This window comes from Streptomyces sp. NPDC059224, assembly GCF_042754285.1.
GTDB lineage: Bacteria > Actinomycetota > Actinomycetes > Streptomycetales > Streptomycetaceae > Streptomyces.
Genome location: NZ_JBHZAN010000032.1, coordinates 98,089 through 116,533, shown reverse-complemented (window position 1 = coordinate 116,533; position 18,445 = coordinate 98,089). Strand labels below are relative to the sequence as shown.

Sequence of the window (18,445 nt, the reverse complement as noted above, 5' to 3'; positions counted from 1 at the left end):
CACCGGACACGTCCGGTGGGCCCCGTCCCGTCAGCGTCGCGGGCGGCGCTCAGAGCCAGTCGCGGCGGGCCGCGTGCCAGCCCAGCTGCATCCGGGTCGCGACGCCCGCCAGACTCATCAGGCCCTGGATGCGCCGCTGGACGGTGCGCTTGCTGACCCGAAGCTGTCCGGCTATCGCCTCGTCCGTCATGCCGGCGACCATCAGGGAGAGCAGGTGCCGGTCCTCCCCGACCGGCGAGGCGGCGTCCGTGGTGCCGGCGCCGCCGATCTGGCCCTCCTCGGTGACCCGGAGCGGAGCACCGATCTCCCAGTGGTGTTCGAACAGGGCGATGAGCGCGTCCAGCAGGCTGGACTCCCGCACCACCGCGGCCTGCAGTTCCCGGGGGTTGCGGGAGGTCCCGGAGGGGGCCAGCGGCAGGACGGCCACCGAGCGGTCGGCGATCGCCATCCGCAGTGGCAGCAGAGGCACCGCCCGGGCGACCTCTCCGGCGCACACGCCCTTGACGACGTAGTCCACCGCGTCGGGGTCGTCGAAGTACGCCTGCTCGTACAGGGCCCGGTAGAGCACGCCCCGCTCCAGCGCGTCGAACTCCTCCTGGTTGCTCTCCGGGGACATGGCCACGTACTGGGCCTTCACGAACCACATCATCTCGCGGCCGGCGCCGTACTGGAGCTGGCGCAGGTGCTGGCGCAGTGCCGCCGCGCCGGTGATGATCTCGATGGCCTCGCCCGTGCCCCGGGCCCATGCGCTGCGGCGGTGGGTCTCCACCAGTTCGTGGACGGCGGCCCGGGTCTGTTCCAGGGCGTCGAAGCGGCGTTGGAGCCGGGGCAGGAGGGCCACCTGCGGCGGCACGGCCGTGAACCATTCGGGACTGTCCTCGGCCACCGACGCCAGGCCCTTGTGTTCCAGCGCGCGCAGCACCAGCCGCGCGGTCACGACGTCGAGGGCCGAGCGGCCGGAGATGTCCTGGACGGACGCCGTCCCGGTGGCGACCAGGAGGCGGTACACCTCGCTCTCGTCGGCCGTCAGGCCCACCGTCTCCAGCATGCCGTCACCCTTCTCCCATCCAGTGACCCCGGTCGGGGACGCTCGAGTCTCACAGACGGCCGGCCACGGCGCCGGATCGATCCGCACCGGCGGGTTCGGCCGTCGTTCCAGCGCCGGGCGGGGAGGCCGCGCGAGGAGGACCGCACGGTGAGCCGCGTGCTAGCGTGGGGCGTTTGCAGCGTCGCTGTGACGGTGCCCGCTCCGCGGTCCCCGGCCGGCGGCCGCGTTCCCGCCGCGCCTTCCTCGGTACGGTCCCTTCGGAGGAAGGCTCTCTGTGAGCGAATCACCACGCGCCGATGACCGGCGGCAGGACGAGGTGCCCGGGTCGCCGGACACCGCCGCCGCTCCGCCCGCGGCGTCCTTCGCGGAGCTGGGGCTGCCGCCCGCGCTCCTGCGGGCGCTCGACGAGCACGGCGTGACCGTGCCCTTCCCCATCCAGGCGGCGGCGCTGCCGAACGCGCTCGCGGGGCGGGACGTCCTGGGCCGGGGCCGCACGGGATCCGGCAAGACGCTCGCCTTCGGTCTCGGGCTGCTGGCCCGGACGGCCGGGCGGCGCGCGCGGCCCAAGGAGCCGCTGGCGCTCGTCCTGGTCCCCACCAGGGAGCTGGCGCAGCAGGTCGGCGAGGTGCTCACCCCCTACGCCGGGGCGCTTGGGCTGCGGCTCGCGACCGTGGTGGGCGGGGTGTCCGTCGGACGTCAGGCGGCGGCGCTGCGGGACGGCGCCGAGATCGTCGTCGCCACGCCCGGCCGGCTGCACGACCTCGTCGACCGCAACGGATGCCGGCTGGGACAGGTGCGCATCACGGTCCTGGACGAGGCCGACCAGATGTGTGACATGGGGTTCCTGCCGCAGGTCACCGAAGCCCTGGACCAGGTGCGCCCGGACGGGCAGCGGATGCTGTTCTCCGCCACCCTCGACGGTGATGTCGACCAGCTGGTACGGGACTACCTGCGCGACCCCGCCGTCCACTCCGTGGACCCCTCGTCCAGCGCGGTCCCGGCGATCGACCACCACGTCCTCGTCGTGCACGGCCCCGACCGCTACGCCGTGATCACGGAGATCGCCGCGCGGGACGGCCGCGTCCTGCTGTTCTCGGACACCAAGCACGGCGTCGACCAGATCACCCGGCATCTGCGGGCCAGCGGTGTGGCCGCGGCCGCCCTGCACAGCGGCAAGTCGCAGCCACAGCGCACCAGGACCCTGGCCCAGTTCAAGAACGGCCAGGTCACCGCGCTGGTGGCGACCAACGTCGCGGCACGCGGCCTGCACGTCGAGGACCTCGACCTGGTGGTCAACGCGGACCCGGCCACCGATCCGAAGGACTACCTGCACCGCGCGGGCCGCACGGCCCGGGCCGGCCGCTCCGGCACCGTGGTGACACTCGTCCTGTCGGCACAGCGCCGCGAGACGAGCCAGGTCATGGCGGACGCCGGCGTCGCCCCCCAGGTCACCAAGGTGCGGTCCGGCGAGGCGGAGCTGAGCCGGATCACCGGCGCCAGGACCCCCTCAGGAAAGCCTCTCGACGGCGGCCCGGCCGTACCGCGCCCCAAGAACCACAACGCCCCGTTCCGCGGCCTGGGCAGCACCAAGGACGCCAGGAGCGGCTCCGGCGGCAGGCCGTCCCGCAAGACCAGCGAGGCCCGCAAGCTCGCGGAGGCCCGCGAGGCGGCGCGGGTACGGCGCGGCGGCTGAGCCCGGCTCCCCCCCGCCGGTCCCCGGCGGGGCGAGGGCGGAAGCCGGTGCCGGTACCGCGCGGTCACCGCGCGGCGGCGGCCTCCCGGGCGATTTCCTCGAACCGGGCGTTCATGGCCTCGCCCAGCGCCTGGGCGGCGGAGAGCGGGCGCACCATCACGGTGAGGTCGTCGATCTTCCCGTTCTCGTCGACGTGCAGGAAGTCGCAGCCCTGGAGCTGTTTGCCGGCCACCGTCGCGGTGAAGACCAGGGCGTGGTCCCGGCCGTCGGGGCTCGCCATCTCCCGTACGTAGGTGAAGTCCCCGAAGACCTGGGTCACCGCGCGCAGGATCGCCACGGTGATCGCCTTGCCCGCGTACGGCTTGAAGGCGACCGGGCTGGTGAAGACGACGTCGTCGGCCATCAGGGCGGCCACGGCGTCCAGGTCGTCGCTCTCGACGGCCTTGCGGAAGGGATGCATGGGTCCACCTCACCTAGTCAAAAAATTGAGTAGGCGCATGCTAGCGTGCACCCATGGCTCTGCGGAATGCGCTGATGGCCGCCCTCCTGGAGGGCGAGGCCTGCGGGTACGACCTCGCGAAGGAGTTCGACGCGACGGTCGCCAACTTCTGGGCGGCCACGCCCCAGCAGCTCTACCGCGAGCTGGACCGTCTGGAAGCCGAGGGCCTGGTCGCCGCGCGCGTCGTCGAGCAGGAGCGCCGGCCCAACAAGCGGCTGTTCTCGCTCACGGAGGCGGGCCGCCGGGCGGTGCGCGCCTACACCGCCGAGCCCCCGGCCCGGCCCGCGGTGGTCCGGGACGAGCTGCTGGTCAAGGTGCAGTGCGCGGACGCCGGTGACATCGCGGCGGTCCGCGCGGCCGTCGCCGGGCGGATGGACCTGGCCACCGCCAAACTGGCCCGCTACGAACGGATCCGCCGGCGCCTGCTCGCCGGGCGCTCGGAGGAGGCGTACTTCGCGGAGGCGGAGCGCGTCGGCCCGTACCTCACGCTGCTGCGCGGGATGTCCTTCGAGCGGGAGAACCTGCGATGGGGTGAGCTCGCGCTGCGCAGGCTGGCGGAACGGGCGGCCGTACATGTTCAACAAAGTGATTAGGTGCACGGACGGGGCGCCCGACATGCGGACGCCCCGTGACCGGGCTCGGATCAGCAGGTGGCGACCCCCGGCAGCCACGCCGGGCCCTTGATGTAGATGTTCGTCATCCAGGCGCCGTTGGTCAGCTTGGACCAGGCGTCGTTGGTGTACCCCTCGGCGGTGACCGTCTGCGCGTGGGACTGGCAGACCACGTTGACCGTCGTGGGCTGCGGGAAGTAGTCGACGACACCGGCGTTCACGTTGGGCTCGCTGTGCGTGCGCACGCCCGTGCCCCAGGTCTGGAACGCGGTGCTGCCCCCGGTCGGCGGCGGGGCGCTGTCGCCGCCGCAGTCCGGGATGCCGGGCAGCTCGGCCGGTCCCTTGATGTAGATGTTGGTCAGCCAGGAGCCGTCGGCCAGCTTGGACCAGATGTCGTTGGTGTACCCCTCGGCGGTCACCGTCTCCGCGTGCTCCTGGCACTGGACCGACACCTGGGTCGGCCCGGCGAAGGTGTCCACGACGGAGGAGCGCACGCTCGGCGTGGAGTGCGTGCGCACCCCCGTTCCCCAGGTCTCGAACGTCGTACCGCCGTTGGCCGGCGGCGGCACCGGCGTGCCCGACGGGTTGACGCGGATCGCGCCCGCGTAGTCGCCGCCCGTGCGCACCGGGGCGACCCGGATGTGGGTGCCCGACTCGTAGGCCTCGACCATCTGCCCGGCGCCCAGGTACATGGCGACGTGGTGGATGTGCCCGCTGCCCCAGAACATCAGGTCGCCGGGGACCAGGGGAGCGGTGCCCTGGGAGGCCGAGAAACGGGCCGTGGCCTGTGAGCTGTGGTACTGGTCGTCGGCCGTGCCGTTGAGCAGGTCGCGGCCGGTCGCCCGGTAGTACGCGTACCGCATCAGGCCCGAACAGTCGAAGCCCCTGCGCTCGTTGTCGTGCAGGCTGTCGGGGTCGGAGCCGTCGTAGTAGCCGTAGGTGGCACCGGGGGTGGCGCCGTGGCCGCCGCCCCAGCTGTACCAGACGCCGATCTGTGAGCAGGCCGCGCCGACGGCGGCCTCCGCGGTGGCCGAGGCGCCGGAGGCCAGTACTCCGCAGGCCGTGTCCTGGGCGGCACGCGGGGCGGCCGCGTGTGCGGTGGCGGGGAGGAAGGCGATCAGCGAGATTGCCGCGGTGGCGGCCAACGCCCGGCCCGGCGAGGTGATTTCGGAGAGTTTCAAGATGCACATCCTTGGTCGACGTGGAGCCGTGTACCGGGGGTCCGGTGGCGTGCCCGGGTGCCGCGCCCCACCCCCGTCGGGACGCGGCACCCGGTGTTCAGCCGCCCAGCGCGGCGCGCATCTTGGCCAGCGCCCGCATCCGGTTGCGCTGGACGGTGCCGCGATGGGCACCGAGCCGTTCCCCGGCCGTGTCGTGGGTGAGGCCCTCCAGATCGACGAGGATCACCGCGGCCGCCTCCTTCGGGGAGAGCACGCTCAGCAGGGCCAGGGCGGTGGCCGAGGCCTCGTACGAGCCGAGCCCGCCGTCCCAGCCGGCCTCGGGCAGGCGGTCGGTGGTGCGCTCACGGCGGGAGGGGTGCAGCCAGGAGTCGCGCAGCAGGTTCAGCGCGACCGTGCAGGTGTAGGCGTACGGATGGGTCTGGTGCGTGAGATTCCGGGCACGGGCCCGCCGGGACAGCCGCAGATACGTCTCCTGCAGCAGGTCGTCGGCGTCGTGCGGATTGCCGGTCAGGGCCAGCAGCCGTCTGCGCAGTCTGGGCATGTCGGCGGTGAAGGCGGCGTCGAAGTCGGCGGGAGTGACGGGTACGTGACCCGCCTCACCCGTTGCCCGTGCGGTTTCGCGCGGCTCCTGCGCACAGGTGCCGCCGTGGCTTTCCATGATCGTCCCCCGTCGGTCGGTCGTGGTCCTCGCGGTGTCCGCGCGGAAGAGGTGCGGTTCCGCTGGTCAGGCGGTGCGGACGGAGGCCGGGGCGGGTCCGTAGCGGGCGGCCGGCGCGCCGCTCAGCAGCGCCCAGTACCGGTCTCCGTAGGACCAGTGCCACCACTCCGTCGGGTAGTTGACGAAGCCGGCCGTGGTCAGGGCCTGCGCCATCAGCGCCCGGTTGGCGCGCGCCTCGGCGCCGATGCCTGCCGCCCCGGTACGGCAGGCGCCCGCGCTCTCCTCCGGGGTGGCGTTGACCTCCGTGCCCAGCGGCAGTTCGGTGCCGTCGGCGGTGCACAGGGTCAGGTCCACCGCCCCGCCGCTGACATGGGGGGCCACCTCCGGCGGGGAGATGTAGGCGCTGGCCAGCTCCCGGATCCGGTCCGGCGGCGCGTCGGGACGGGCCGCGCGCAGCGTCGCCGCGTACTGCTCGAAGTAGCGGCTCTGCAGTTCGGGCGGCCGGTACCCCTCCACCAGCAGGAACCTGATCCCGGCGGGCAGCAGCGACTGCGCGTCCAGGAGCCGGCCGAGCGCTCCGGAGCGCAGGTGCGCGTAGCTGCCGTCCGGGTCCGCCTGGCGGGGGTCGAGCAGCAGGCCGTCAGTGCCGCGCAGATCGACCAGCGGTTCACCGCACTCCTGCTCGGTGACCGCCGCGACCCGGGGGTCGGAGAGCGTGATGATGTCCGTCACGCAGACAACAGTGCCCGGTGCCCCTGCAATTGCCCTGCAGGTTCGCTGCAAGCCGGCACCAGGGGTGGCACGGACCCGGCCGGGTCACGACGGCCCGTCGGCCCGGCGTTCGCGGGCCTCCCGTCCGCCCGACGACCGGAACACCTCCAGCGCCTGTGCCCGGGCCGCCCGGGCGGTCTCCGGGTCGCCGTCCGCCGTCCACACCGCGGCCAGGTCCCAGACCGTCCGCGCCCGCCACAGCGACAGCCCGAGCTCCGTCCAGAGGGCCGTCGCGTGCTCCAGCGGCTCCCGGGCCCCGTCGGTGTCCCCGGCGGCAAGCCGCGCCTCCCCGAGCGTGCGCAGCACCAGCGCCTCGCCGAACCTGTCCTGCCGTTCCCGGGCCACCGCCAGACAGCGCACCAGCCGCCGCGCCGCCTGCTCCGCCCGGTCCGTGCGCAACTCCACCTTGGCCAGGGCCTGTTCTGTGTACATCGCGCCGAAGGTGTCGTGCAGGTCGGTGAAGAGCCGCAGCGCGTCGCGCAGCAGGCGTTCGGCCTCCGGGTACCGGCCCTCGGCCCGGTCGCACAGGGCCAGCGAGCGCAGGGTGAGCCCCTCGCCGTGCAGGTCGCCGGCGGCCCGGTAGAGGTCCAGGGCGCGGGACAGTGCCTTTCGGGCCTGTGTGCCGTGCCCCAGTTCACGGTGCACGTACCCGATGCCGTACAGCACCCGGGCCCGGGGACTCACGTCGCCGTCCTCGCCGTACCGCTCCAGGGCGGTCTCCAGCAGGTTCAACGACTCCGCGTAGCGGGCCTGTTCGTGCCGGACGGTGCCCATACCGGCCAGCGCAACCGCCGACCCCTCCGCCGATCCCTCCCCGAACAGCCGCAACGCGTCCGTGAAGTACGCATAGGACTCCTCGAACCGGTCCTGTTCGTAGCGGAGCTGACCGAGTCCGGCGAGCAGCCAGGCCTCGCCCTCGACGTCGCCGCTGCGGCGCACCGCGGCCATGGCGGCGGTGTGCGAACGGGACCAGGCGTCGAACTGGTTGTACAACGCGGCCGAACTCGCTATCAGCGCCCCGGCGAGGTCCCGGGCGGCCCGCGCCATGCCGTGGTCGGCGCAGTGCGTCACGGCGGCCAGCAGTCCGGGCTGCTCGGCGGCGAACCAGGCCGCGGGCCGGGCGAGCAGCGCATCCTCGGTCTCCGGGTCGAGCGGCCGTACGGCGGCCGGTTCCGGGAAGTGCCGTACCGCGCCGCCGGGGCCGCGGGCGGCCGCCTTCCGGGCCAGGTCCAGCCAGCAGCCGACCAGACGCAGCACCGCGGCGGCACGCTCCTCGGCGCTCTCCTCGGCGAGACAGCGCTCGCGGGCGTGTTCGCGGGCCAGGTCGTGGATCCGGTAGCGGGCGAGCCCGGTGCCGTCCATGCCGATCACGTCGATGAAGTGGCAGTCCACCAGCCGCTCGACGGCTTCCTCGGCCTCCTCGGCCCCTATGCCGAGGAGCGGGGCGGCGATCCAGGCCGCGAAGTCGGGCAGCTCCAGCAGGGCGAGGCGGCGCAGGGCCCGTCGCTCCTGCGGTGCGAGGTCGGCGTAGCCGAGTTCCAGACTGGTGCGCAACTCCAGGTCACCGGCGCGGAGTTCGTTGAGCCGGCGCTGTTCGTCACGCAGACGCCCGGCGAGCCGGGCGGGCGCCCAGTGCGGGCGGGCGGCCAGCCGGGCCCCGGCGATGCGCACGGCGAGCGGCAGCCGCCCGCACAGGGTGACGATCTCCGCGGCCCGCTCCGGATCCGCCCCGGTCCGCCCTTCGCCGGCCACCCGGCGGAACAGGTCGAGAGCCTCGGCCTCGTTTGGCGCGGCGAGGTCCAGATGGGCGGCACCCTCCAGGGCCACCAGCCGGCGGCGGCTGGTGATCAGCACCGCGGAGCCGGGGCCGGGCGGCAGCAGCGGCCGGACATCCGCCTCGCCGGCCGCGTTGTCCAGGACGACCAGGACCCGCCGGTGCCCGATGTGGGTGCGGTACAGGCCGGTCAGCTCCTCGACGCCGGAGGACACCGAGTCCGGGTCGACCCCCATCGCGCGCAGCAGCCGGGCGAGGGCGTCGGCGGGTTCCAGCGGGGTGGTGTCGGCGGCCCTCAGGTCCACGAACAGGCGCCCGTCCGGGAAGAGTTCGGCGGTGCGGTGGCCGACGTGCACGGCGAGGGCCGTCTTGCCCATGCCGGAGCGCCCGGAGATCACCCCGATCGGGGGTGCGGTGCGGCCGCTGTCGCCGACGCTCCGCAGCAGCTCGGTGGCCCACTTCACCTGTTCGGCACGGCCGACGAAGTCGGCGATGTCGGGCGGGAGATGGGAGGGAGCGGGCTCGGCGCTCCGCTGGGCGGGAACCGTGCGGGCCGGCTGCCCCGTCCCCAGCACGTGGGTGTCACCGCTCAGTACGGCCTGGTGGACCGCGCGGAGCTCCGCACCCGGGTCGATGCCCAGCTCGTCACGGAGGACCGTACGGCCGTCCTGGAAGACGCGCAGCGCGTCGGAGACCCGGCCGGTGCGGAACAGGGCCGTCATCAGCTGGCCGCGCGGCCGCTCCCGCAGCGGATGGGCGGCCACATGGGCGAGCAGCGGCGCGATCACCCCGTCGGCGCGGCCCAGCTCCAGCGCCAGCCCGAAGGACTCCTCCTGAGCGACGAGCCGCAGCTCCCCGAGCCGGGCCGCCTCGATCCGCGCGAACGACTGGCCGAGCCCTTCCAGCGCCTCCCGGCCCCGCCACAGCCCCAGCGCCTCGGCCAGCGTCTCGGCGGCCTCCTCCGGACGCCCCGCGGACCGACCCGCCAGGAGGAGTTCCTCGAAGCGGCGGGCGTCCACCCGGCCGGGGGCGAGGTCGGCGACATAGCCCGGGGGACGGGTGCGGATCACCTCGGTACTGCCGACCCGGGACAGCGCCCGGCGCACGGCCGAGACGTGGGTGGCCACCAGAGCGCCCGCGGTGGCCGGGGCCTCCTCGTCCCAGACGAAGTCCACCAGGCGTTCGGTGGAGATCACCTCGCCCAGGTGCACGACGAGTGCGGCGAGGACGGCCAGGGGCCGCGAACCGCCGAGCGGGGCCCGTCGGCCCCCTTCCCAGACCTCCACCGGGCCGAGCAGACGCACTTCGAACATCGGTCCCCGATCGCTCCTGGCGGATGCCGACAACGATATCGGCGGGGGCCGTCCGAGCAGGGCGAGAGGCGGGCCGTCGTGACCGGATCCGTGCTGCCCGGCCGGTGGCCGGCAACCTCCGGGACGCCCGGTCCGCCGATCGCGGGCGGGGCCGTGGGGGTCCCGGGGCGGGATCCGCCGGCGAGCGCAGTTGGCTGGTTTCTGTGGGTGGGCACAGCGGTCCCTGTGCGTGAGACGGGTGGCCGGAGGTCCTCGTATGACCGTGCCCCCGGATTCGCCGCGAATTCCGTCCCGCCGGAACTTCTTCCCGGCCGCATGTCATACGAACGCCCCGCCGGCACCGTCAACGGCGCGAAAGCCCCCAGCCGTCCGCCGCCGCCCAGGGAGTTGCCCGATGAAGCGCCCCGTCCTCCGTCGCAAGGTCGCGCAGCTGAGCGTCGTCGCCGCCGTGGCCGCGCTGGCACTCACCGGCTGCTCCCGGGAGTCCGGCGGCGGTCCGGCACCGGTCGCCGCCGCCAAGGCGCGCGAGCTGACCTGGGCCGAGGACCTCCGGATCTCGGACGCCGAACAGCGCCTGATCGCGCGGTGCATGGACCGCCAGGGCTTCCGCTACTGGTCCGGCAGCTCCCTGTCCCTGGCGGAGAGCCGGCCGGTGGGCTACGTCCAGGACGACGTCCGCTGGGCGCGGACCTACGGCTACGGCAGCCGGATCGCCGCCAAGGAGGACCGCGCCCGGCTGCGCAACCCCAACATCGCCTACCGCAAAGGACTTTCGGCGGACCGCCGAGCCGCCTACGACACCGCCCTGGACGGCGGACGCAAGACGGAGCTGCTGCGCACCGGGGTACCCGGCGGCGGCTCGGTCAGCAAGCGGTCCGGCGGCTGCGACGCGGCCGCCGAGCGCACGCTGTACGGCGATCCGGCCGCCTGGTTCCGGCTGGACTCCACCGCGAGCAACCTGCGTCCGCTGTACGTAGGCAAGCTGCTGCACGACCGGCGCTTCACCGCCGCCGTGCACGACTGGGCGAGCTGCATGAAGCGGGCCGGTCACCCCTACCCGGACCCGGACGCGGCCCGGCAGGCCACGCGGCAGCACCCCGCCGTGCAGAGCCGGGCCGAGGAGGCCCGCAGCTTCGCCGCCGAGACCCGGATCGCGGTCGCCGACGCCACCTGCGCCCGCCAGGTCTCCCTCAAGTCCGTGGGCCGGGACCGGGAGGCCCACTACCTGGCGCGGCTGAACGCGAAGTACGGCACCCAGCTGGACGCCTACCGGCAGGCGCGGCAGCAGGCGCTGGCACGCGCCGAACGGCTGGTCCCCGCCCGCGCCTGACACCGGCGGGCGCCCCACGAACTCCGCGGCACTCCGCCCGCGGCTCCCACCCACACCCACACCCACACCCACACCCGCCTCCGTCGAGGCAGAACGGAATCCGTCATGCGCAAGATGACCATCGCCCTCGCCACCCTGGGCCTGGCGGCCCTCGGCCTGTCCGTACCCGTGAACGCCCACGCCGTCTCCGGCTGCAACGCGAAGTGGCCGGGCCGGGACGGCTACGTGCGGGCCTGGCGGGACGCCGACTGCCAGGGCGAGCTGCTCGGTGCCACCGCGGGCAACGACCCCGACTGGGGCGACAATTACGACGCCTTCCGCAGCGGCGACCAGAACGCCGCCTCCTCGGTGATGAACAGCGGCTTCGTCGGCGGCAAGGACGTCGTGGCCTTCTACTACGTGGCCGGCTACCCGGACTGGGCCTACGGCTGCCTCAAGCCGGGCGAGCTGTACGTGGACAACCTCGCCCGCAACCACTTCACCAACGGCGAGAACATGAACGACAACATCATGTCCCACGTGTGGGTGGCGTCCAGCGCCTGCGCCCCGGGCTCCTTCATCAGCTGAGACCGCACGCCGGCCACGGCCGTCCCGGGCCGTGGCCGGCCCCGCCTCCGCAGCGGCCGACCATCACCTCACGTACCGCCGAGTTTCACATCCGCGCCACCGGACCCTTCCCTGACGTTCGATGCCCTTGGAACACTCGCACCTGCACACAATCCGCCCTGTTCCGGCCATCCCGTACGCCAGGATGAGAGGTCGCACACCCATGACCGAAGTAAACCGGCGCCGATTCCTTCAAGTCGCCGGCGCCACCACGGCGTTCACCGCGCTGTCCAGCAGTGTCCAGCGCGCCGCCGCGCTGCCCGCCAACCACCGCACGGGGTCGATCGAGGATGTCGAGCACATCGTCGTCCTGATGCAGGAGAACCGTTCCTTCGACCACTACTTCGGCACCCTCAGAGGCGTCCGCGGCTTCGGCGACCCGCGTCCGGTGACCCAGGGCGGCAGGTCGGTGTGGCACCAGTCGAACGGCACCAAGGACATCCTGCCGTTCCACCCGGACGCCGACGACCTGGGCCTCGCCTTCATCCAGGACCTCCCGCACGGCTGGGCCGACACGCACACCGCCGTCAACAACGGCAAGTACGACAAGTGGGTCCCGGCCAAGGGCTCCACGACCATGGCGTACCTGAACCGGGACGACATCCCGTTCCACTACGCGCTCGCCGACGCCTTCACCATCTGCGACGCCTACCACTGCTCGTTCATGGGCTCCACCGACCCCAACCGCTACTACCTGTGGACGGGGTACACCGGCAACGACGGCCAGGGCGGCGGCCCGGTCCTCGGCAACGACGAGGCCGGCTACTCCTGGACGACGTACCCCGAGCGCCTGGAGAAGGCGGGCGTCTCCTGGAAGATCTACCAGGACGTCGGCGACGGCCTGGACGCGGCCGGCGGCTGGGGGTGGATCCAGGACGCCTACCGGGGCAACTACGGCGACAACTCGCTGCTCTACTTCAAGCAGTACCAGAACGCCAAGCCCGGAGACCCGCTGTACGACAAGGCCCGCACCGGGACCGACGCCACCCAGGGCGAGGGCTTCTTCGACCGGCTCAAGGCCGACGTCAAGTCCGGCGAGCTGCCGCAGATCTCCTGGGTGGTCGCCCCCGAGGCATTCACCGAGCACCCCAACTGGCCCGCCAACTACGGTGCCTGGTACATCTCCCAGGTCCTCGACGCGCTCACCGCCGACCCCGCGGTGTGGGCGAAGACCGCCCTGTTCGTCACGTACGACGAGAACGACGGCTTCTTCGACCACCTGATACCGCCGTTCCCGCCGGCCTCCGCCGCGCAGGGCAGGTCCACGGTCGACCCGGCCCTGGACCTCTTCAAGGGCGACGCGAGCCACGCGGCCGGCGCCTACGGCCTCGGCCAGCGGGTGCCGATGATCGTCGTCTCCCCGTGGAGCAAGGGCGGTTACGTCTGCTCCGAGACGCTCGACCACACGTCGGTCATCCGGTTCATGGAGAGGCGCTTCGGTGTCCACGAGCCGAACATCTCGCCCTGGCGGCGCGCCGTCAGCGGTGATCTGACCGCCGCGTTCGACTTCTCCCGCAAGGACACCAAGCCGGTCGCGCTGCCGTCCACGGACGGCTACCGGCCGCCGGACAAGGACCGCCACCCCGACTACGTGCCGACCCCGCCCGCCAACCCGGCGCTGCCCAGGCAGGAGCGTGGCTCCCGGCCCACCCGGCCGCTCAAGTACGCCCCGCTGGTGGACGGTTCGCTGGACGCGGCGGCCGGCAGGCTCACGCTGACCTTCGCGTCCGGCGCGCAGGCCGGTGCCGCCTTCCTGGTCACCTCCGACAGTCGTACCGACGGCCCCTGGAGCTACACCACCGAGGCCGGCAAGTCCGTCTCCGACACCTGGAACTCGGTGTACTCGGGCGGCTCCTACGACCTGACCGTGCACGGCCCGAACGGCTTCCTGCGCGGCTTCCGGGGGCGCGGCAAGGCGGCCGGTCCCGAGGTCACAGCCCGGCACCACGGTGACGACATCGAGCTGACCTTCACCAACCGGGGCAGCGGCACGGTGAAGCTGCGGGTGGCGGACGGATACGGCGGCCGGGGCCGCACGTTCACGGTGCGCGCGGGCGCCACCGTCAAGCACATCGCCCACCTCAACCACAGTGACCGCTGGTACGACCTGACGGTCACCTCCGAGTCCGACGCGGCTTTCGTGCGCCGGTTCGCGGGGCATGTGGAGACCGGCCGTCCCGGCGTGAGCGACCCGGCGATCATCACCGTATGACAACGGGGAGGGAACGCATCGTGCGGACTGATCAGGTACCGGTCAGCCCGGGGTAATGTGCCCCGGTGACCACGCAATCGAACACTCCTGCAGACTCGTACCGCGATCCGAACGGTGCCTCTCCGACACTCTTCACCGAGCCGGTCCTGGTGGTGAACCAGAAGGCCAAGCTGATCGAGCTGACCAATGAGTACAAGGTCATGGACCAGCACGGCCAGGAGATCGGCTCGGTGGTCGAGGTCGGCCAGAGCGCTCTGAAGAAGATCCTGCGCTTCGTCTCCAGCCTCGACCAGTACATGACCCACCGGCTGGAGATCCGCGACGCCCAGGGGCAGCCGCAGCTGCTGCTGACCCGGCCCGCGAAGATATTCAAGTCCCGGGTGATCGTGACGCGCCCGGACGGCTCCACGGTCGGTGAGATCGTCCAGCAGAACATGATCGGGAAGATCAACTTCGCGATGATGGTGGACGGCCAGAAGGTCGGCGCGATCAAGGCGGAGAACTGGCGCGCCTGGAACTTCGCGATCGTCGACCACGCCGAGCAGGAGGTGGCCCGGATCACGAAGACGTGGGAGGGGCTCGCCAAGACGATGTTCACCACCGCCGACAACTACGTGCTGCAGATCCACCACCAGTTGCCGGAGCCGCTGCGGAGCCTGGTGGTGGCGACGGCGCTGACCGTCGACACGGCACTGAAGCAGGACTCCCGCGGACTGGGCTGAGGATCGGTCCGCGGCCGCGTGACGGGCCTGCGCACCGGGCGGGAGTGCGATCGGTCCGCGCGCGGCCGCGGGCGTGGGGGCCGGCCCCCCAGTTCCTCCCCCGGCCGAAGGCGGGGGAGGGTCACAGCGCCGTGAGCTGTCCGGGTTCCTGTTTCTGCTGAGGAAGCAGCGCCTGCTCCGCCGCGACCCGTGCCGACTCCAGGGCCAGCACCGCGGCCACCGGATGCTCGTCGCCGTCCGGTTCCACGACCCGGGCGGCCGCCGGGGTCACCCGGGTCAGCAGGATCACGCCGTAGGAGGCGAGGCCGGCGCCCGCCAGTGCGAGCAGGATGCCGGTCGCGCCGCCGTTCAGGCCCTGTCCCAGCAGGGTCAGGCCGATGACCGCGGCCGCCACCGGGTTGGCCAGGGTGACCACCGCGAGGGGGGCGCCCAGCCCGCCCCGGTAGGCGAGCTGGGAGAGCAGCAGGCCGCCCACCGCGAACGCGGCCACCAGGAGCGTCACCACGATCACCTCGACGCCCAGAACCGGGCCGGAGCGGTCCGTGGCCGCCACCGTGACCGTCTGGGTGAGGGCCGAGGCGACGCCCGAGGCGAAGCCGGAGGCCGTCGCGTGCCGCAGGCCCGGCCGGGCGCCGGGGCGCGACAGGGCGCCGATCAGGGCGGCGGTGGTACCGGCCACCGCGAGGGCCTCGGTGAGGCTCAGCACCCGATGGGGTGCGGGGCCGGAGGCCGTGACCAGCAGGGCACCGAGACCGAGCAGGGTCAGGGCCGTGCCCCGCCACTCCGTCACGCTGACCCGGCGCCCGGCCGCCCGCGCGCCCATCGGGACGGCCGCGACCAGGGTGAGTGCGCCCAGCGGCTGTACGAGGGTGAGAGGCCCGTACTTGAGAGCCACGACGTGCAGCAGCGCGGCGCCCGCGTTGAGGCCGACCGCCGCCCACCAGGCACCGGAGCCGAGCAGTCGTACCAGACCCGCTTCGGAGGTCTTCGCCGCGAGCCGCTCCTGGGCGACCGCGGCGGCCGCGTAGGCGACGGCCGAGACCAGGGAGAGCAGGACGGCGATCAGGGCCGCGGCGCTCATCGGCCCACCCCTGCCAGTGCGGGCTCTTCCACGGTGAGTCCCCGGGTGCCGCGTCCGGCCGTGGTGGCCGTGCGATGGGGCGGGTTGATCAGGGCGAGGGCGGCGGCCAGCATCACGGTGGCGACGATCGCGTCCAGCCAGTAGTGGTTCGCGGTGCCCACGATCACCAGCAGGGTGAGCGCCGGGTGCAGCAGCCACAGCCAGCGCAGGCCCGGTCGGAGACCACGGCGCGTAGCGCCTGGTCCGGGGTGGTGGGAGACGGGCGGGCGGGTCGCGACGATCAGGCCGACCGCCACCATCAGGGCCCAGCCGAAGTGCAGCGAGGGCATCGCGGCGAACTGGTTGGAGAGGTGGTCGCTGGCGGGCGGGCCGTACACGGAGGGGCCGTACACCCGGGCCGTGTCGACGAGGCCGGTCGCGGCCAGCATCCGCGGCGGGGCCAGCGGGAAGGTGAAGGGGAGCACCAGGGCGGCGGCGGTGACCACGGCGAGGACCCGGCGGGCCCAGACGTAGTGCGCGGGCCGCTTGAGGTAGAGCCAGATGAGGAAGGCCAGCGTGGCCGGGAAATGAATCGTCGCGTAGTAGGTGTTGGCCAGGTGGACGAGGGTGCCGTCGTGCAGCAGCGGGGACTGCACGTCGGCCTCCGAGGGCAGGTGCAGGGTGCGTTCCAGGTCCCAGATCCGGTGGGCGTTGTGCAGGGCCTCCGTGGTGTGGCCGGTGGCCAGCTGACGCCCGAACTTGTAGACGAGGAAGAGTCCCGCGACGAGCAGGAACTCACGGACGAGCGGCGGCCGGGCTATCGCCCCCGGCTCCGCTGCTGCCGGCTCGGACTGGGATCTCATCCCAGGCCCCCTCACTGACGGTGGTGCTGTACGGGGTCCGGGCGGTGGCCCGGACACGCCGATGCTCATCGATACGAATGCGTACCGATACGCCACTGTACCGATACGTCCGAGTACCGGTACAGTGGCGTATCGATAGACGTAGGCCACACTGGTTGTAGGTTTCCGCCCCGGCCGAACGGCGGGCGGGGAGCAGATGATCCGTAAGTGATGCGCGAGTGAGGAGCAGGGCACATGACGTCGCAGGCCGCGGACGAACCGGAGACGGTTGTCGCCTCGCGCCGCTCCAAGATCACGCCGGAGCGTGAGCGGGAGTTCTTCGACGCCGTGCTCGAACAGATCCGCGAGTGCGGCTACGACTCCGTCACCATGGAGGGCGTCGCCAGCAGCACCCGGTGCAGCAAGTCCACGCTCTACCGGCAGTGGAAGACCAAGCCGCAGTTCGTCGCGGCCGCGCTGCGGGCCACCCGCGAGGTGCGCTTCGCCGGCGTCGACACCGGATCGCTCGCCGGTGACCTGCGCGAGGTGGCGCGGGCCGCGGGGGACTGGTCACGCAAGGACACCAGGCTGCTCTCGGCGCTGAGCCACGCGCTCCACTCGGACGTGGAACTCGCGCAGGCGCTGCGCGAGGCGCTGGTCGAACCGGAGATCGCCGCACTCCAGGAGATCCTGCACCGCGGTGTCGAGCGCGGCGAGGTGCGCGCGGGCCATCCCGCGCTGGAGTACGTGCCCGCCATGATGTTCGGCGTGCTGCGGGTACGGCCGGTGCTCACCGGCGAGTACGCCGACGCCGGCTATCTCGTCCGCTTCGTCGAGGCCGTCGTGCTGCCCGCACTCGGACTGACCCAGACCCAGGCCGCCGTCCACGGGATGACTGGACGGTGACCTGCTCGCGCCGCACCGTGGGGACGGGGGCGGCGCGCACCCCCCGGCCGGGTGGGGCTCCCCTTTGAGCGGAGGGGCGCTCCACCCGGCCGATCTACGTTCCGGTGCCTGAGCGGATCAGACGGTCTGGCCGTCGCCGCCGCCGGAGGACACCTTGATGCCCTTGGTGATGTCGTCTATCAGCGACTGGTCCTGGCCGACGTCGACACCGAACCGGACCACCACGATCTGCTGGGGGTTCGAGGGCGACGGGAAGGCCAGCGACTCGACGTACCCGTCGGCGCCCTTGCTGGTCACCGCCTTCCAGCGGACCAGGTAGCCCTTCTGCCCGGCCACCGTGACCGCCTTGGAGGCCAGCACCTGGTGCGAGGTGATCGAGCCGTAGGTCTTTCCGCCGTACGACTCAGTGGCGTTGGCCGAGATGTCCGCCTTGGCGACCTCCTCGGCGGTGTCGCCCTTGGTGCCCAGCGCCACCGCGGGTGCCGAGTAGGCGCCGCCCGCGGTGCAGGACTGGGAGGTGTCGCCCGGGCACTTGTAGGAGTCGTCGGAGGTGATCTGGGCACCGACGTTGATCGCCTGCCCGGTCCAGCCCTTGGGCACCGGGATGCCGATGGCGTTGATGGAGTCGGACACCGTGCCGCCGCCCTGTACCTTCGGTGCCTCGGACTGGCCGGGCGCCGGTGAGGCGTCTCCTCCGGAGCCGCCCGAGCCGCCGGATCCGGAGCCGCCGCCGGACCCCGAGCCGCCCGACCCGCCGAACGGGAAGCCCTGTCCGCCGTCCTGCCCCTCGGGGCCGCCCTGGCCGAAACCGCCGCCCGCACCGCCCGAGCCCTGCTGCGAGGCCTGGCCGCCGCCGTCGCCACCGCTTCCGGCGGTGAGAGCCCACGCACCCACCCCGATGGCGGCGAGGACCGCCACGGCGACACCGACGGCCACGCCGGTGCGCAGCCCGCGCTTCCCGGTGGCCGGCGGCGTCGGATGGCCGGGGTGCCCCGGATGGGCCGGGTATGCCGGGTAGGCCGTGCCGATCACGTCGGCCGGGGGGTGCGCCGGGGGACCCCAGCCGATGCCCGACCCGGCGGGGCGGGTCTGCTCCGTCCACGTCCTGCCGTCCCACCAGCGCTCGCTGGCCGGACCGTCACTTGTCTGCCCGGGGTCGGGGTACCACCCGGGGGGAGTCGCCTGCGTCATGCCCCCACCGTATGAGGCGTCGGTGAAA

16 protein-coding genes are annotated in these 18,445 nt (G+C 73.0%); 7 read left to right on the top strand and 9 right to left on the bottom strand.

The window, feature by feature from the left end; translation table 11 throughout:
- Positions 1-49 precede the first annotated feature (49 nt).
- A complete protein-coding gene (locus tag ACFXI4_RS32445) occupies positions 50-1,048 on the bottom strand; it encodes a helix-turn-helix domain-containing protein (RefSeq protein WP_384997596.1) in 999 nt (332 codons plus the stop codon).
- Positions 1,049-1,364: 316 nt separating this feature from the next.
- Between ACFXI4_RS32445 and ACFXI4_RS32440 the strand changes: the two genes are divergently transcribed.
- A complete protein-coding gene (locus ACFXI4_RS32440; RefSeq protein WP_384997608.1) occupies positions 1,365-2,741 on the top strand; it encodes a DEAD/DEAH box helicase in 1,377 nt (458 codons plus the stop codon).
- 64 nt (positions 2,742-2,805) lie between these two features.
- On the opposite strand, the gene ACFXI4_RS32435 is transcribed toward ACFXI4_RS32440, so the two are convergent.
- On the bottom strand, positions 2,806-3,201 hold the full coding sequence (locus tag ACFXI4_RS32435) for a nuclear transport factor 2 family protein (RefSeq protein ID WP_384997595.1): 396 nt from the start codon (positions 3,199-3,201) through the stop codon (positions 2,806-2,808).
- Between the two features lie 53 nt (positions 3,202-3,254).
- On the opposite strand from ACFXI4_RS32435, the gene ACFXI4_RS32430 reads away from it, so the two are divergent.
- Positions 3,255-3,833, top strand: a complete 579-nt coding sequence (locus ACFXI4_RS32430) for a PadR family transcriptional regulator (RefSeq protein ID WP_384997593.1) — start codon at positions 3,255-3,257, stop codon at positions 3,831-3,833.
- A 50-nt stretch (positions 3,834-3,883) separates the two neighbouring features.
- Here ACFXI4_RS32430 and ACFXI4_RS32425 read toward each other — a convergent pair whose 3' ends face one another.
- The 4 genes from ACFXI4_RS32425 to ACFXI4_RS32410 form a co-directional block, all read right to left on the bottom strand.
- Positions 3,884-5,032: a C40 family peptidase gene (locus ACFXI4_RS32425; protein WP_384997591.1), complete on the bottom strand. Its 1,149-nt coding sequence runs from the start codon at positions 5,030-5,032 to the stop codon at positions 3,884-3,886.
- 97 nt (positions 5,033-5,129) lie between these two features.
- On the bottom strand, positions 5,130-5,690 hold the full coding sequence (locus ACFXI4_RS32420; protein ID WP_384997589.1) for an RNA polymerase sigma factor: 561 nt from the start codon (positions 5,688-5,690) through the stop codon (positions 5,130-5,132).
- A 66-nt stretch (positions 5,691-5,756) separates the two neighbouring features.
- Complete coding sequence (locus ACFXI4_RS32415) at positions 5,757-6,422, bottom strand: M15 family metallopeptidase (RefSeq protein ID WP_384997587.1); 666 nt, start codon at positions 6,420-6,422, stop codon at positions 5,757-5,759.
- Between the two features lie 84 nt (positions 6,423-6,506).
- On the bottom strand, positions 6,507-9,548 hold the full coding sequence (locus tag ACFXI4_RS32410; RefSeq protein ID WP_384997585.1) for a BTAD domain-containing putative transcriptional regulator: 3,042 nt from the start codon (positions 9,546-9,548) through the stop codon (positions 6,507-6,509).
- A 394-nt stretch (positions 9,549-9,942) separates the two neighbouring features.
- On the opposite strand from ACFXI4_RS32410, the gene ACFXI4_RS32405 reads away from it, so the two are divergent.
- The 4 genes from ACFXI4_RS32405 to ACFXI4_RS32390 all read left to right on the top strand — a co-directional run bounded on the left by ACFXI4_RS32405 (position 9,943) and on the right by ACFXI4_RS32390 (position 14,418).
- A complete protein-coding gene (locus ACFXI4_RS32405) occupies positions 9,943-10,878 on the top strand; it encodes a hypothetical protein (protein WP_384997583.1) in 936 nt (311 codons plus the stop codon).
- A 105-nt stretch (positions 10,879-10,983) separates the two neighbouring features.
- On the top strand, positions 10,984-11,445 hold the full coding sequence (locus ACFXI4_RS32400; RefSeq protein ID WP_363014281.1) for a hypothetical protein: 462 nt from the start codon (positions 10,984-10,986) through the stop codon (positions 11,443-11,445).
- A 202-nt stretch (positions 11,446-11,647) separates the two neighbouring features.
- Entirely contained in the window at positions 11,648-13,696 is a 2,049-nt protein-coding gene (locus ACFXI4_RS32395; protein ID WP_384997581.1) for a phosphocholine-specific phospholipase C, read from the top strand.
- A gap of 65 nt (positions 13,697-13,761) precedes the next feature.
- A complete protein-coding gene (locus ACFXI4_RS32390) occupies positions 13,762-14,418 on the top strand; it encodes an LURP-one-related/scramblase family protein (RefSeq protein ID WP_384997579.1) in 657 nt (218 codons plus the stop codon).
- A gap of 121 nt (positions 14,419-14,539) precedes the next feature.
- Here ACFXI4_RS32390 and ACFXI4_RS32385 read toward each other — a convergent pair whose 3' ends face one another.
- Both ACFXI4_RS32385 and ACFXI4_RS32380 read right to left on the bottom strand, forming a co-directional pair.
- Complete coding sequence (locus ACFXI4_RS32385; RefSeq protein WP_384997577.1) at positions 14,540-15,499, bottom strand: hypothetical protein; 960 nt, start codon at positions 15,497-15,499, stop codon at positions 14,540-14,542.
- Entirely contained in the window at positions 15,496-16,341 is an 846-nt protein-coding gene (locus tag ACFXI4_RS32380; protein WP_384997575.1) for a phosphatase PAP2 family protein, read from the bottom strand. The genes ACFXI4_RS32385 and ACFXI4_RS32380 overlap by 4 nt, the downstream gene beginning before the upstream one ends.
- Positions 16,342-16,575: 234 nt before the next feature.
- Between ACFXI4_RS32380 and ACFXI4_RS32375 the strand changes: the two genes are divergently transcribed.
- On the top strand, positions 16,576-17,226 hold the full coding sequence (locus ACFXI4_RS32375; protein ID WP_384997573.1) for a TetR/AcrR family transcriptional regulator C-terminal ligand-binding domain-containing protein: 651 nt from the start codon (positions 16,576-16,578) through the stop codon (positions 17,224-17,226).
- A 117-nt stretch (positions 17,227-17,343) separates the two neighbouring features.
- Here ACFXI4_RS32375 and ACFXI4_RS32370 read toward each other — a convergent pair whose 3' ends face one another.
- A complete protein-coding gene (locus tag ACFXI4_RS32370) occupies positions 17,344-18,417 on the bottom strand; it encodes a DUF2510 domain-containing protein (RefSeq protein ID WP_384997571.1) in 1,074 nt (357 codons plus the stop codon).
- Between the last annotated feature and the right edge of the window lie 28 nt (positions 18,418-18,445).